The following is a 14,429-nucleotide window of genomic DNA, read 5'->3' on the forward strand; positions in this document are numbered from 1 at the left end:
TTACACCACCCTTTGCTCTGGGGGATGAACACGGTCTTGACTGTAGATGTCATCATAGTCATAGACAATTTCAACCGGCTGTTGTTCTTGAGGGGGTTGTTTTTCTCTTTTTTTCTGTAAGAGCTGCAAAACAATTTGCCCTTCTTGCAGAGAAAGATCTGTTATATTTTTGACATTTGCAAAGCTCAAAACTTTTGTTTCATCTGTTTGTGTTTCATGCATGAGGCCTTGGATTTCCATGATCATTTCATCGGATACAAGCTGCCTTTGTGAATGAGAGCCTTGATTAATCCGTTCAGCTTCATCTTCATCGTAAATACCAGAAAATCCGAAAGCATAACGGGCACATTGGATGACCGCTTTATGACGCAACATGCGTGCAGGATACTTTTGCCACGGGTCAGTTTTTTGTTTGCATTCGTTAAGATATTCAGTGACCTCAATAGGATCTTTAATTTCTTTCAAACGAATAGCACATTTGATGGCTATCAGCTGGCCATTCTTGTCAAGTTGATCTTGAAAGGTCATCCCATCAAATTGAGGATTTGATTTGATAATCTTGATCCATCCGTCAATAGAGACAACAGGAATAATCCCGCCCCCTCTTTTAGGAAGAGCGTAAATCTCTTTTGTGAGTGGATTGAGTCCATAAGTATTAGCGACGGAAATAAAAGCAGCAAACTCTTCATCAGAGAAGTTATGGCTGATACAGGTTTTAATAATGGTTTTACGAAACTCTTGTTCTGAGAAGCCATATTTTTGTGAAATAAGGGCTAAAGGAGAATGTGTCATGTAAATTCTCCTCTTTAAATTACATCTGTTAGGTTAGTGTTTTGTTTATTCATCTTGATTTCCTCCATTGAAGCGCAATTCACCCGTTCGTGAAACACGCTTGTGTTAAAAAGTTGTTTGTGTGGTTAGAAACGGCTTATATAGCTTGTTAAATATTTACTTTTGGAGACGATTGCAGTTTCTCCACGAATTTCAAAATCACCAGAAATCCTTACATAATCGAAAACATATACTCTATCTTGAATTATAACATCTCCGGAAATGTGTGCTTTATCACTTATAAAAGTATTGCCAAAAACACGGGCATTTTCACAAACAAGCCCATAAATCCGAGCTTTACCATAAATTTGTGTATTGCCGAAAATCTGCGCATCGTATTCAACACAAGCATCTCCACAAACTTTTGCATTGTCATAAACACGCGCATTGTCTGCAATCTTTGCATTTTCAAATATTTGTGCATTACCAAAAACTTTAGCGTTATCACAAACACTGGCTTGATCCCAAACCCAACAATTTCCCTCATGGCTTAAATTATCTTCTTTTTGTATAAAGCCACCTAAGTAACCTTTTTTAACATTTCTAAAGTCTCTTAGTGCCCTGATACAGTGCAGAGTTTTTCCATTAACTTCAATTGTTTCATCAGTGAGCTCGTATTTCTTTTCCATGATAAATTCATTTCTTAGTATGATGAGAGTATTTTCAAAGGAAGTTTAGAGGCTCTTTAAATCACATCAGAGAGTCTGAGGCGGTGCTGCTCTTCATAAGTGCCATAGATCTCATCATCAATTTTTTGATTTTCTAGATCTTTTTTAAAGATTTCATAGGCATTACTGTATTCTACAAAAGGAGGAACATCGCTTTCTTCATCAAGCATCCATCTGCTTTGATCTAAATATTCTTCAGCAATTTCTTCGGAAATATCTTCCCATCGATTTGTTGAGAGTTCGATGCGAATAATTTTTTCAACATCATCGATACCCGATAAAAAGTTCAATACTTCTGTTTCATCGTAAAAAGGACCAGAACGTGCAGTGTTTTCACTTTCATTGCTGCACATTGCTAAAAGAATTTCATCTGAATTAATAAAAATCAGCTTTTTCATTATTACCCCCTCTAATGCCCTGCGACAGTTGCTTGTGTTTTGTTTATAGATGAATGTATACCATAATGGTAATATTTAGTCAATACCAAAATGGTTATTTTTGTATTTTTATATCTGAAAGAGGGGAAAATGATAGATAAAAATCTACTGATTAATGCACAAATACTAGCATTTTGGAAAAAATTAACAGAAGACGAAAAAAAGAAATTTATCACTTTTTTTCTTGATAAAATGAAGAAAGAAGATCAAGAAGCTTAACTTTATTATCATAGCTTAGGTGTTCGAGCATATCTTCTATTTGTTCATCTAAGCTATTTGTTTGTTGTTCTGAAAACATTAATTGCTTAGGTGTAACCGCTAAATGAGGAGCTAAACGCATAGCCCATTCTTTTGTTAGCTTTCGATGTCCGTTTTCTAAGCGAAAAATCTGTGGCTGACTCGTGCCTGCTAATTCGGCTAATTTTTTGGAGCTTAACCCCATTTTTTCTCTGAAAAATTTCAAATTATTCATGATTCTTATCCTATTTAAAAAAAAATATCTTTCAAATACCAATATGGTAAAAATCTTCTTGCATTAAAATTACCGATATGGTAATAAAAATAAATGTTTAAGCTAAAATCATATTTGTTGAAGAATAATATTACTTATGCTGAGTTTGCAGTTTCTGTAGGTGTTACGCAGACATCAATAGCACGTTACGTAAGTAACAAGAGATTTCCTCATCCTAAGATAATAAAAAAAATAGCAAAGATTACGAATAATTATGTAAGTCCTAGTGATTGGTATCAAGAAAATTGTACTACTGTAATGCAAAAAAAAGAAATATCCTCTTCCTCTTCATTTTGCGATAATTTTTCTGGTTGCAGAGATGAGTGTGAGTGCAACGATATGCAACGGCTTTAGAGAGTATGATAATATAATTCAATATAAAGAAAGAAAATAAAGATGGATTACAGTTTGGCAGCGATGATTATGCTTTTTATAGTCAATGTAATCATGTTTTTTGTTGGTTTTTATGTCTTTCGTAAAAAAATACAAAACTTATCTTATACTTTTTGCATTTTAGAAGATTTAACAAAAGAAATGCATTTTCCAGATGGCAGCACAATTGTTTTTAGCGATTCTGATTGGGATTTTTCTCTTGATGAAAATGATAATTTAATAGCTAAAAGTGCTTTAGGACCATCATTGTCTATAAAGGCATATAGTAGTGCGTACGGTTTCAAAAAGCATTTCATAGATAGTTTACAGAAATACATACGATGTGGTGAACACATAATATAAGCACGTTATAGTCTTGAGGGGAGATAATCGTGGTTTTTAAAGCTCATAAGAATGATATTGGTAAATCGCGTGTTGATCTTATTCCACCACTTACATTGCTTGATATTGGTCGTGTTTTGGAATTTGGAGCCAACAAGTATGGTGCTAATAATTGGCGTTCTGGCATGAATTGGAGCCGTTTGTATGGAGCTTCTTTACGTCATTTATTAGCTTGGTTTGGTGGAGAGGATAAGGACCTTGAAAGCGGATTACCACACTTGGCTCACGCAGTTTGCTGTCTTCTTTTTCTCATGGAGTACGAAACCCAACAGATTGGTTGTGATAATCGGCTAAAAGAAAGGCTGAAGTATCATGATCACTAACGCACAAAACATTTTATGCCTTGATCTAGGCACCAAGACTGGTTGGGCGCTCTGCGGTGCAGATGGTCATATAATAAGTGATACAGAACATTTTCCATCACGCCGTTTTGAAGGCGGTGGAATGCGTTATTTGCGTTTTAAGCAGTGGCTTATGGAGATCAATCGGTCCGTTGATAGAATTGACGCAGTATATTTTGAAGAGGTGAGACGTCATATTGGTACCGATGCTGCCCATGTTTATGGCGGCTTTTTAGCAACGTTAACAGCGTGGTGTGAACATCACCAGATCCCGTATGAAGGGATCCCTGTTGGTACGATAAAGAAAGCAACAACAGGAAAAGGAAATGCTTCGAAAGAAGAGATGATAGAGGCAATGTGTTCCAAAGGGCATGCACCTTGTGATGATAATGAAGCAGATGCTTTGGCAATTTTATATTTAAAAAAAGAAGGGGGTATACATGTCCAGTAAATTACCTTGGACGAGACTTTTTGCAGATAAGTGGATTCTTGATCTCTCTTGTTTATCTCCCATTGAATGCAATGTTTATATCAAATTGCGTTTGCAAATGCTTTATACTGGAGAGCCGCTTTTAAATGATATGAAGATCTGGGCTAATTACACTGGCTGTTCAGTAAAAATGTTTATGAAAGCGTTAGATGTTTTGTTAAAAACAGGTCATATCGAACGTTTAGATGATGGGTATTTGTGGAGTTTAAAAGTTGCAGAAGAACTCAATAACTCTAATGAGAGTTTAGAGAAGATATCGAAAACATCTCGGTCAAAGAAATTATCGGAGAGAGCACAAAAAGCAGCGCAGGCAAGATGGGAAAAACATAAAAATGATGCTTGCGATGATGCTAAAGCCCCTGAAAATCCTGAAAACTATGCTAAAAATGATGCTAAAGTTATTAAGCATGATGCTAACAGTATGCTTAACGATGCTAAGCATGATGCTTACGACATGCTTAATGATGCCTATATATATAACAATAACAATAACATTAACAGTTATAATAAAAAAACTAATACTATCGTATTAGCAAAAAAAGAAATTGGTTCTGAAAGTTTAGAACCTATCGATTTAGTTGATGAGCCAACAGAGGTTCGTGATTGCGAAAGCCGACCAGAGCAAATCGCAACCTCATCAGACAACCAACCTCCCATTCACGAGCAAGAGAACATTTCCAAAAAAGCAAAACGGTCGAGAAGTGATCGAGGCTGTCGACTGCCTGAGGATTTCAAACCTAATTTCCAATACGCAATCGATAAAGGCTTAGCACATGATGAGGCGCTGTTAGAATTTGAGCGGTTCACAAATTACTGGTTAGCAAATCCAAGTAAAAATGCAAACAAACGGGATTGGCAAAGGACATGGTACAGTTGGGTTACAAATCCCGACTATGGAATGCTAGCAAAGAAAAAAGCAAGATTAGAACAGGAAAAACGGTTAGGTGATCATTATGGCAAATTCCCTCAGAAAACTTTCACAGAACAGCTTGCAGAAGGCTTCAACGAACTCAGAGATCATCTCTCATCTGGAGAAGATTATCGAAATGATCAGTCCGGGGTACCCGTTGACGCTGAAAGCTGGGAATTCATTGACAAAACAGGAGGAGGAGCAAGCCTTAGATTCTTGCAATCGTCTACAAGTGTTGCTCTCTGTGAAAGCTTCAGTTAAGGAGATTGAGCAAGCTTCTTTCCTCCTCTCAAGCATGAGAGTCCCTGCAAATACAGATGCCAAAGCCGTGGTTTTATCCTATGGCATGATGCTGGATCGCATTTCGTCATATGCTCTGAAAAAGGGTGTTGAAGATATCGTAACTGGTCAAGCACTTGGGATATCAAAAACGTTTATGCCAACTTGTGGAGAGCTCTTAGCTTATTGCCAGACAGTAGAAAATACGCTTCTTTCAAAAGCCGAAAATGTCCGTAGAGCAATTGAAAATACACGTAAGAAAGCACTCCAAGAAAAAACAGCGCAAGAGCATTTTAGACCACTAACGCTTATTCACAAGCAAGAGCTTGAAGAGGTTTTAAAACGGATTGAAGGATAAACAGCAAAATAGTGAAAAGTGCTGATCGTTTTGTGATTGGATATGTGTTTAAATCGACAGAAAGGCACCGTCGAAAGAGATTTGATAGTTTTTTGATGAATTCCACATGAGAAACATGAAAGTCGCTGTGTGGTCAAATTTGAGTCAAACAGAGCATGATGCAAAAATAGGAAAAAAGATGCAGATTTTAAATTTAAAACAGTTGTTCTTAACAAACCGTCAACAGCCGATGCAAAAGAAGTTTGTAGCAACGGCAATTGGTCATGTGCCATGGGGGGATGGAGTGGCAGAATATTTTTACAATCTCTACGAATATGAAGATGGCACAAGAGAGTGTGAAAAGTTTGATGGTGGCCAGTATTATACCATACCAGAAAATGCGGATTTCAGTACCAAAGCGCAGGTAAAGGCCTGGATCTATGGGGGAAATGTGCCACGGAATATTCTGAATGTCGAGCCTCTCATAGAAGAGGTGAACAAAAACATCAAAAAACATTCTGTAAAGATGGTGATGGACGATCGAGATGATGAACCAATGTTGAAGAAAATGGAAAAGGAGATAGAGAAAGCTCTTCATCAAGAATTTAAGAAATCCGCAAAAAAGAAAAGCATTTCAAAAGAAATTTGACAGTACTGAGGTCGCTTAAACCTATTTTACAAAAGGTTGTAATAAATCAAGTTAAGCGTTCTGGCAAAAACTGGAAAGAAATATTTCTGAAAATTTGTCATGCTCTTAAAGAAACAGGCGCTATGGCTGACTTTGTTCAAAAAATTATTGAAAAAGGCACGTAACAATGACTCATCTCTACTCACCATTAAGGTATCCGGGCGGCAAGGCTGTACTTTATGGAAAAGTCAAAGAAATATTTGAGAAAAATGCATTAAATGGCTGTTCCTATAGAGAGCCATTTGCTGGTGGGTGCGGGCTTGCTCTAAAGCTTCTTTTAAATGGTGATGTTAAAGATATTCACATTAACGATAATGATCCATTCATTTGGAGTTTTTGGCATTGTGTTTTGCACAAGACAGAAGAATTAATAGAAAAAATTAACACAACTACCATTAGTTTAGAAGAATGGTACATACAAAAAGAAATTTCTCCTGAAACAGCAGATGTGCTTAGCACAGGATTTGCAGCACTTTTTTTGAATCGCACAAATAGATCAGGAATCATTAAAAATGCTGGTCCAATTGGAGGAAAAGGACAAATCGGTACTTATAAAATAGATTGCCGGTTTAATAAAGGGAATATAATTGAACGCATTCTTTGCATAAGTAAACAAAAAGAGAGGATACATTTAACGCAACTGGATGCGCAGGAATTTTTACTGCGTTATGGAACAGATGAAAATACCTTTGTTTATATGGATCCTCCTTATTTTAAAAAAGGAAAAGGGCTTTATACTTCGTTTTATCAAGCTAATGATCACCACAATTTAGAAAATATCATCTCCCAACATGTGAAAGCTCCTTGGCTAATAACTTATGATAACGTAGAAGAAATTAAATTTTTGTATAAGCAATATACCTCAATAGAATTTAGCTTACAGTATTCTCTACAAAAGAAAAGACAAGCTACCGAACTCATGATTTTTTCTCCTAAAATCAAAATACCTCAATTCGCAGAAAAGAATATAGGTTCACTTCTCAAAGCAGCTTGATTGCAGATACATTAATAGGAGCTTTAATTAAATGCTTACATCATTTGGAAAAACCTTACGAAAACTCCGTATTGATCATGAAGAACGTCTTTTGGATATGGCTAAGAAATTAGGTGTGTCTAAAGTGTTTTTATCTTCTGTCGAGATTGGCAAAAAATCTGTGCCCATTGGTATGGAAGAAAAAATCATCAAGTTGTACGCTTTAGATCAGGATATGGCTTCACTCTTAAGAAAAGAGGCTGATGCTTGCCGTAAGAGTGTTACAATACAGCTTTCTAATTCATCCAAAGGTCGACTTGTTCGTATGTTTGCTAAAATTGTAGATAAAATTACTTCAGAAGATGAAGTAAAAGAAGTGGAACAACTCTTGTTGATTGGTATGCTGAGTAACATTACTTCAGAAGATAAAAAATAAAAAAACTAATGAAACAGATAAAATAAATGTTGCTTGCAAAATAAATAATTTCTTTATCTTATAAACACGCTGCAAAACATAATTTAATATGTTAAATTATAATAATATATCATTGAAATAATTGAAAAAATAAGCAAATCATGTTAAGATCTTATGTCTATAAAATACAAGTTTAAGGTCAGGAAAAACATGCTGAATAAAGTGACATTAATCGGACGCCTTGGTGCTGATCCAGAAGGAAAAATGATGCCTTCTGGTTCAGAGATTGTGAATTTTCGTATGGCTACTTCGCAGAGCTATACAGATAAAAAGACCAATCAAAAAATAGAAAAAACTGAATGGCATTCTGTGGTGATTTTTAATCCACATTTAGCAAAAATTGCTCTCCAATATATCAGGAAAGGAAGTAAGGTTTACCTTGAAGGACAGCTTCAGACACGTAAATGGAAAGATAAAAATGGACAAGATCATTCCACAACAGAAATTGTTCTGCCTCAGTACAAAGGCGAGTTAAAGTTGCTTGAGAGTATTAAAGATGATGATCATGAAGAATCCATACAAGAGCAAGCAAAGCCATGGGAACAGAGCTTTCAAAAGCCTTCAGAAATGCCAAAGACTTCTTTCAATGATGGTATGCCGTTTTAATCAACAGGATGGTCATGAGACAAAGAGGAAGACCCAAAATATTAGGGAAGCTCCGAGAACCAAATGGACGTATTTCTCGGGCTAAAAAGCCATTTGTTGCTGCTGATCAATTAGCGATTGAAATGCGGGCTAAGCATTTTGGTTTGACAAAACAAGATGCAAAAAATCCACTTTCCAGTACTTACATAGGGCGGCTTTGTTTGAAAGATGAGCTCACTCAAGAGCAATATGACGCAGCACAAAAGTATCTACAAATCAAAAACAATTACCTCTGTGCAAAAGGATTGCCTAATGCTGTTTATGATGAAATGCCTTCCTCTTCTGATGAGAAGGAAAGGGATAAATGGGTTAAATTGGTAACAGAGCAATTTTCAAATGTACAAGAGGTCATAAGAGAAACACAAGGCTTCTATCGACAACATAATCTTTACGCTGCGCTACAATATCTTGTGATAGAAGATAAAGAATTGCCATATCTTGTATCTTCATTGCGGATTATTCTGAATGCGCTTCAGAAATATTTTGTCAGAAAAACTAAATGTTAAATGTTTTATGAAGTTTTTTGTAGCATGACGTAAAATGTTTTTCTGTACAATACGTTGTATTTGTATTACAGTGAATACAAATATGAGGATTGCGTTATGACGATATCTATTCGGTTGCCAAGTGATCTCGAAACACGTTTGAATAATTTAGCTTCTAAGACAGGACGTACAAAATCTTTTTATTTGCGTGAAATTATTGAACGTGGAATAGAGGAAGCAGAAGATTACTATTTAGCTTCACAAGTAAGAGAGCGCATTCAAAGAGGAGAGGCTACTTTTTATAGCTCTGAAGAGGTGAGGAAAGAGCTTGGCTTGGACGATTAGATATGAAAAACTAGAATTAGAAGATATTTTGTACCAAAGTATATAATCATTTCTCTATCATAACAGATACTGTATCAAGTGTCCGTAAGATCTGTCGAAATTAAAATATTTATTTTTAAAAATCGCCTCTCGCATTTGAATATTAAACTGTCTGCTTTCTTCGTTGAAAGCCTCGTTCAATGTTTTCATTTTTTCAGCACTGAATATTATATTTAGCTTCTCTTGTCCTATAAGTGTATTCCAATAGCTTAACCTATCATAGCATTGATTTAATTCTTTCTATTACTCCTAGTTGATAAGCTCTCTCAAATGTTGGAATATCTTCAGAATTCTGTAGATTATAGCTATCTTTTTTATTTATAAGTTCTTTATCTTTTTCCTTATACTGATTTACTTGCCATTTCACCTCGTCGGCAGAGCAATCCTCATCTAAAGCAATATATCCTTCTGTAACAGTTTCAAGAAGACTCTTATAATGAATAAAAATTTCTCTTGCTATTCTATAGTCATCCGAAATGTCATACAACAATGTCAGTAAATATTTTTTTATCCCTACTAGGCATTCATACTTAGGAGGCAAATGCCATGATGTCAGTATTTCTTCTATCTCTTCGTATTCTGTATTTTTAGACATTTCATCCCAGTAGATGTCAAGCGATTTATCATTTTTATAAAACCCATGTAACGCTTGTTTTTCGTACTCGGCTATGATCATATCATCAACCACATATAACCACCAATGCAACAAAAACATTGTAGATTTATGACATGTTTTTTCTGTAAGGGGATCTACGATTTTTTCAACAACTATCCCGTTTTTTTTCATGAGTCGCATTGTTTTTAGATAGCTGTTCTTAAAAGCTATGTGTTTCTTGAATACATTGATTTTTTCGCAATGCTCAGCAGAAGGTTCTGTTTCCAAAGCTTTCTTATAGAGAAACGGTATTTCTTTATATCCTTGAGTACAGATATCTTTTATGATGGGATGGTGATGTTCATAATCTTCACCTATCATTATGGGATCTTTTATTCTTAGTATATCCTTTTCCCACCGTCTAATTTCTGTATTCCATTGCTTAATCCATTTTCGCGATATTTCTTGAGCCTTCTTTAAAAGACTTATATCCGATTTCGTAATTTGTTCTTTGTATACTTCTATTTCTCGATCTTTCTGTTCCTGAAGTAACTTGAATTGTTCTTCATAGTCATTCATTCTTAAATAGCCCCTAAAAGACAACAGAAAAGTTGCTATTATTAATATTCCTCCTATGACTATGATTATTCCCATTATTCCCCCCCACTTTTTGCTAATCAATAACTTGGTGCTACCGTATAATGGATTCGTTTAGATGATACAATAATGTCTCATTTGGTGTTAAAAACACTAGATTTAGGTGAGGGAAATAAAAAAAGCACAATATTTAGATTTTTTTGTTGACATTGTGTAGGAAATCATATTTAATGATGTCACTGTACTTAGTCGTGTTGTATCTAAAATTATGTTGTATTTCTTCTGTATGCCCTGCAAATGCGGGGTTTTTTGTTATTTAGAGGGTGTATTTAATGACATCAGAAAATACCACTCAGCCTCTTCAAGCACCACTTAAGAAGCGTATTCCTCCGAAGGCAGGGAGTGGTCGTGTCAAAGGTGTTCCGAATAAAATAACGCGTCTTTTGAAAGAAGCTGTGATTAAGGCTGCTGAGAATGCGGGCAATAAAATAGGAAATGATGGATTGGTCTCTTATTTAGAAAAGCAAGCTGTCAGCTGCCCAGCAGCTTATTTAGCATTGCTTGGTAAGGTTTTACCGTTACAGGTTACCGGAGAGGACGGTGGAGCGATTAAAATGATAGGGCGCGTTGAAATAGCGCCTTTGGTTGATGACCATAAGACAGATTAAGATTGTTCCCAAGCTCATACCGATTTTTTCAGGAAGAGCAGCGGTGCGTGCGGCGTGGGGAGGACGAGGATCAGGGAAGACAAGATCCTTTGCTTTGATGGCCGCTTTGAAAGGTTATCAATTTGGTATGGGAGGGATCTCTGGGACGATCCTTTGTGCGCGTCAGTTTCAGAATTCGTTAGCAGAGAGTTCCTTGGAGGAAATTAAGCGCGCTGTTGAAGCGCATGATTTTTTAAAGGATTATTATAAGGTTGGGGAGTCCACGATTAAGTCGAAGGATGGTCGAATATCTTTCCAGTTTTCAGGACTAGACCGGAATATAGCCAGTATCAAATCGATGGGTCGGATTTTGCTTTGTTGGGTTGATGAGGCAGAGCCTGTTACAGAGACAGCTTGGCAAACGCTGATACCGACTTTGCGGGAAGAGGGCGATGGCTGGCGTGCAGAGTTATGGGTGACATGGAATCCTTTACGTGAGAATGCTCCTGTTGAGAGGCGGTTTCGTTTTTCAGAGAATGAAGGGATTAAGGGTGTTGAGATCAATTGGTCAGACAATCCGAAGTTTCCGCAGATATTGAATGAGGCACGTTTGGATGATCTTAAGAACCGTGCAGAGAGCTATCAGCATATTTGGGAAGGTGGTTATTTAAAAGCGGTTCAGGGAGCCTATTTCCAAAAGGAAATGTTGGCTGCCGAGCAAGAGGGTCGGATCGGGCGTGTTGCTCGTGATCCTCTGATGCAGCTCCGTGCCTTTTGGGATATTGGAGGGACGGGAGCGAAGGCAGATGCCACGGCGATTTGGATAGCACAGTTTGTTGGCAGAGAAATCCGTGTTTTGGATTATTACGAAGCACAAGGACAGCCGTTATCGGAGCATATCGGATGGTTGCGTCAGAATGGCTATGAGAAGGCACTGATGATTTTGCCACATGATGGTGCCACGAAGGATCGCGTGCATAATGTGAGTTTTGAGAGTGCCTTGAATGAGGCAGGTTTTGAAACGCAGGTTATTCCTAATCAAGGCCCTGGAGCGGTCAAGATGCGGATAGAGGCAGTGCGTCGTATTTTACCGTCTGTTTGGTTTCATGAAGAGACAACGGTTGGTGGCCGCAAGGCATTAAGTTGGTATCACGAAAAGTGGGATGACAAACGTGGCATTGGTTTAGGAGCTGAACATGATTGGTCGAGCCATGGAGCCGATGCTTTTGGCTTGATGTGCATCACCTATGAAGCGCCACGCATGAAGACACAGCAAAATCGTTATTACGCTATAGAAAGAGAAACAGCCTCATGGATGGCCTTTTAAAGAACGATAAAAAGAAAGCATATCTTGACGATTATGCACTCTATCGACGCTTAAAGTCTTGGTATGCTGAAGATATTAAGCCTGTTAATGAATGGCGGGAACAAGCGCGTGAAGACTTTGATTTTTACAATGGTCGTCAGTGGGCAGAGGAAGATCTTGCGGTTTTAAGAACGCAACGGCGTCCTGTGATGACCTTTAATCGGATAGCGCCTTTGGTGAATGCGATTGTTGGAGCGGAGCGGAATAATAAGCGAGAAGTACAGTTTCAACCGCGGCAAGTTGGTGCTGCAATCCCCAATGAATTGCTAACGGGAGCAGCGGAATGGTTTCGAGATGAAGCGGAAGCTGAATATGCAGATTCCGATGCTTTTCAAGATATGATCATTTGTGGCATGGGATGGACGGATACACGTTTGGATTATGAAACAAATCCGGAAGGTGTGCCCACAGTTAGGCGTTTAGATCCGCTAAAAATGGTTTGGGATGCGAATGCTGTGAGGTCGAATTTGGTTGATGCGCAGCGCTTGTGGTATGTGGATCGCAAATCCATTGAGGATGCTAAAAATCTTTTTCCTGATATGGCTTTAGAAGATCTGAATGCGGACTGGTCTGTAGAGGGTGCTGTGGGTTCTGAAGATTACCCTGTATCGCTTGATGCCTATAGCGATCCTCACACTGGAGGCTTACCGTTTTCAGAAAAGCGGTTTGTGACCCTTGTTGAATGTCGTTGGTTTGAGTATGAGACTTATTATAAGGCACCGGATCCCCAAACGGGTCAGATGCGCGATTATAGCCAACAAGAGTTTGAAGAGCTTCAGACTGTTCTGCCTGAACTCCAAGGAGCTCGCTTTCAGAAGAAAATTGTCAAGCGCGCTTTTCTTGGCCGTCGCCTTTTAGCAAAGCCGGATCGACCTTTAGCGCCTGACGGACAGCTGGGGTGGGAATGTATTACAGGCACATTGGATAAGCTTAAGAACCAATTTTACGGGATTGTTCGTCCTGCAAAAGATCCGCAAAAATGGTCTAATAAATATTTTAGTCAGGTGATGTATATCCTCAACAGCCAATCCAAAGGCGGTTTGATGGCTGAACGCGATGCTTTTGACGATGAACGTCAGGCTTTGGACAGTTGGTCGCGAACGGATGCGATCACATGGCTGAAGAATGGAGCTTTGACCAATGGAAAGATACAGCCGAAGCCGAGTGCGCAGTTTCCTTCGGGTTTTTTCCAGTTATTTAATGAATCGCGTGAGGCCATCACGCATGTTACAGGATTATCTGCTGAGTTTATAGGGACCAGGGAGGTTAATCAAGCGAATGTCCTGGAAAATACCCGCCGACAATCCACATTGAATTTGCTTGCCAGTTTATTTGATAATCTCAAGCTTTACCGTTGCAGGCAAGGAAAAATTATTCTTTATTTGATCCAGAATTATCTTTCTGATGGTCGTTTAGTACGGATTTCTGGTCCTGAGAATGCTCAGTATGTTCCGTTAACGCGTGAAGCTGTGACAAGTCTTGAATACGATATTATTGTTGATGACTCTCCGACCAGTCCGAATGAAAAAGAGAAAACTTTTGCAGCGATTACTCAGATGTTACCGTTGCTTGGTGGTTTTTTAACACCGGAGATGATCCCCGATCTTCTGAAGCTTTCACCGTTACCCGCTACGCTTGTGGCGAGTTTAACGGCCAAGGCACAGCAGGCACAGGAACAACAGCAGCAACAGCAGATGATGCAACAAAACCAGGGGCCACAGTTAAGTCCAGAGCAACAAGCAAAGATTGCAGCTTTACAGCAGGAAACACAGGCAAAAAGCACTCTCTATCACCTTGATGCACAGCAGAAACAAGCTGCCTTACAGCAGAAAAATATTGAGCTTTTCTTGAAGCAGGAACAAGCGCGGATGCAGCTTGAGCTTCAAAGAGCCAAGAATGCGCTAGCGCAGCGTGATTTAGAGCGTAAAGCATTACAAGCACAGTCAGAACAGTATCGTGCTGTAACTAGAAGAGCAACAATATATTAAAGGAACAA

Annotated in this window: 21 protein-coding genes; 16 read left to right on the forward strand and 5 right to left on the reverse strand. The window is 38.1% G+C overall.

The window, feature by feature from the left end; translation table 11 throughout:
- The 4 genes from bet to BAR153v2_RS02390 form a co-directional block, all read right to left on the reverse strand.
- Positions 1–792, reverse strand: coding sequence for a phage recombination protein Bet (gene bet, locus BAR153v2_RS02375; protein WP_078680059.1), 792 nt, complete (start codon positions 790–792; stop codon positions 1–3).
- A gap of 125 nt (positions 793–917) precedes the next feature.
- Positions 918–1,460, reverse strand: coding sequence for a hypothetical protein (locus tag BAR153v2_RS02380; RefSeq protein WP_078680144.1), 543 nt, complete (start codon positions 1,458–1,460; stop codon positions 918–920).
- 56 nt (positions 1,461–1,516) lie between these two features.
- Positions 1,517–1,897: a hypothetical protein gene (locus tag BAR153v2_RS02385; RefSeq protein WP_078680145.1), complete on the reverse strand. Its 381-nt coding sequence runs from the start codon at positions 1,895–1,897 to the stop codon at positions 1,517–1,519.
- A 211-nt stretch (positions 1,898–2,108) separates the two neighbouring features.
- Positions 2,109–2,408, reverse strand: coding sequence for a helix-turn-helix domain-containing protein (locus BAR153v2_RS02390; protein WP_078680146.1), 300 nt, complete (start codon positions 2,406–2,408; stop codon positions 2,109–2,111).
- Positions 2,409–2,501: 93 nt separating this feature from the next.
- Between BAR153v2_RS02390 and BAR153v2_RS02395 the strand changes: the two genes are divergently transcribed.
- From BAR153v2_RS02395 to BAR153v2_RS02450, 13 genes are all read left to right on the forward strand, one after another.
- Positions 2,502–2,801, forward strand: a complete 300-nt coding sequence (locus BAR153v2_RS02395; protein WP_078680147.1) for a helix-turn-helix transcriptional regulator — start codon at positions 2,502–2,504, stop codon at positions 2,799–2,801.
- A 42-nt stretch (positions 2,802–2,843) separates the two neighbouring features.
- Complete coding sequence (locus BAR153v2_RS02400; RefSeq protein ID WP_078680148.1) at positions 2,844–3,182, forward strand: hypothetical protein; 339 nt, start codon at positions 2,844–2,846, stop codon at positions 3,180–3,182.
- A gap of 29 nt (positions 3,183–3,211) precedes the next feature.
- Entirely contained in the window at positions 3,212–3,544 is a 333-nt protein-coding gene (locus BAR153v2_RS02405; RefSeq protein WP_078680149.1) for a dATP/dGTP diphosphohydrolase domain-containing protein, read from the forward strand.
- Positions 3,534–4,013 carry a crossover junction endodeoxyribonuclease RuvC gene (locus BAR153v2_RS02410; protein ID WP_078680150.1) on the forward strand — a complete coding sequence of 160 codons (480 nt, stop codon included), beginning with the start codon at positions 3,534–3,536 and terminating at the stop codon, positions 4,011–4,013. The genes BAR153v2_RS02405 and BAR153v2_RS02410 overlap by 11 nt, the downstream gene beginning before the upstream one ends.
- Positions 4,003–5,223: a DUF1376 domain-containing protein gene (locus BAR153v2_RS02415; protein WP_078680151.1), complete on the forward strand. Its 1,221-nt coding sequence runs from the start codon at positions 4,003–4,005 to the stop codon at positions 5,221–5,223. Before BAR153v2_RS02410 ends, BAR153v2_RS02415 begins: the two co-directional genes overlap by 11 nt.
- On the forward strand, positions 5,207–5,599 hold the full coding sequence (locus BAR153v2_RS02420) for a hypothetical protein (RefSeq protein WP_244548622.1): 393 nt from the start codon (positions 5,207–5,209) through the stop codon (positions 5,597–5,599). The genes BAR153v2_RS02415 and BAR153v2_RS02420 overlap by 17 nt, the downstream gene beginning before the upstream one ends.
- A gap of 178 nt (positions 5,600–5,777) precedes the next feature.
- Positions 5,778–6,227, forward strand: coding sequence for a hypothetical protein (locus BAR153v2_RS02425; protein WP_078680929.1), 450 nt, complete (start codon positions 5,778–5,780; stop codon positions 6,225–6,227).
- Positions 6,224–6,391: a hypothetical protein gene (locus tag BAR153v2_RS07340; RefSeq protein WP_158078273.1), complete on the forward strand. Its 168-nt coding sequence runs from the start codon at positions 6,224–6,226 to the stop codon at positions 6,389–6,391. The genes BAR153v2_RS02425 and BAR153v2_RS07340 overlap by 4 nt, the downstream gene beginning before the upstream one ends.
- Positions 6,392–6,393: 2 nt before the next feature.
- Complete coding sequence (locus BAR153v2_RS02430) at positions 6,394–7,260, forward strand: DNA adenine methylase (RefSeq protein WP_078680153.1); 867 nt, start codon at positions 6,394–6,396, stop codon at positions 7,258–7,260.
- Between the two features lie 31 nt (positions 7,261–7,291).
- Positions 7,292–7,675, forward strand: a complete 384-nt coding sequence (locus BAR153v2_RS02435) for a helix-turn-helix domain-containing protein (RefSeq protein ID WP_078680154.1) — start codon at positions 7,292–7,294, stop codon at positions 7,673–7,675.
- Positions 7,676–7,864: 189 nt separating this feature from the next.
- Positions 7,865–8,320 carry a single-stranded DNA-binding protein gene (gene ssb / locus BAR153v2_RS02440; RefSeq protein WP_078680155.1) on the forward strand — a complete coding sequence of 152 codons (456 nt, stop codon included), beginning with the start codon at positions 7,865–7,867 and terminating at the stop codon, positions 8,318–8,320.
- 8 nt (positions 8,321–8,328) lie between these two features.
- Positions 8,329–8,865, forward strand: a complete 537-nt coding sequence (locus tag BAR153v2_RS02445) for a hypothetical protein (RefSeq protein ID WP_078680156.1) — start codon at positions 8,329–8,331, stop codon at positions 8,863–8,865.
- 96 nt (positions 8,866–8,961) lie between these two features.
- Positions 8,962–9,189: a DUF6290 family protein gene (locus BAR153v2_RS02450; RefSeq protein ID WP_078680157.1), complete on the forward strand. Its 228-nt coding sequence runs from the start codon at positions 8,962–8,964 to the stop codon at positions 9,187–9,189.
- Between the two features lie 256 nt (positions 9,190–9,445).
- Here BAR153v2_RS02450 and BAR153v2_RS02455 read toward each other — a convergent pair whose 3' ends face one another.
- Positions 9,446–10,402 carry a hypothetical protein gene (locus BAR153v2_RS02455; RefSeq protein ID WP_143245206.1) on the reverse strand — a complete coding sequence of 319 codons (957 nt, stop codon included), beginning with the start codon at positions 10,400–10,402 and terminating at the stop codon, positions 9,446–9,448.
- 350 nt (positions 10,403–10,752) lie between these two features.
- Between BAR153v2_RS02455 and BAR153v2_RS02460 the strand changes: the two genes are divergently transcribed.
- Genes BAR153v2_RS02460 through BAR153v2_RS02470 form a run of 3 tightly spaced genes read left to right on the forward strand, consistent with a single transcriptional unit; the run spans position 10,753 to position 14,421 of the window.
- On the forward strand, positions 10,753–11,088 hold the full coding sequence (locus BAR153v2_RS02460) for a hypothetical protein (protein ID WP_078680159.1): 336 nt from the start codon (positions 10,753–10,755) through the stop codon (positions 11,086–11,088).
- The gene (locus BAR153v2_RS02465; protein ID WP_078680160.1) at positions 11,069–12,394 is read left to right on the forward strand and encodes a PBSX family phage terminase large subunit; all 1,326 of its coding nucleotides are present in this window, start codon (positions 11,069–11,071) and stop codon (positions 12,392–12,394) included. The genes BAR153v2_RS02460 and BAR153v2_RS02465 overlap by 20 nt, the downstream gene beginning before the upstream one ends.
- Positions 12,379–14,421: a portal protein gene (locus tag BAR153v2_RS02470; RefSeq protein WP_078680161.1), complete on the forward strand. Its 2,043-nt coding sequence runs from the start codon at positions 12,379–12,381 to the stop codon at positions 14,419–14,421. The genes BAR153v2_RS02465 and BAR153v2_RS02470 overlap by 16 nt, the downstream gene beginning before the upstream one ends.
- Positions 14,422–14,429: the final 8 nt, after the last annotated feature.

The sequence above is a fragment of the Bartonella sp. AR 15-3 genome (genome assembly GCF_002022445.1).
In the GTDB taxonomy this organism is placed as follows: Bacteria; Pseudomonadota; Alphaproteobacteria; order Rhizobiales; family Rhizobiaceae; genus Bartonella.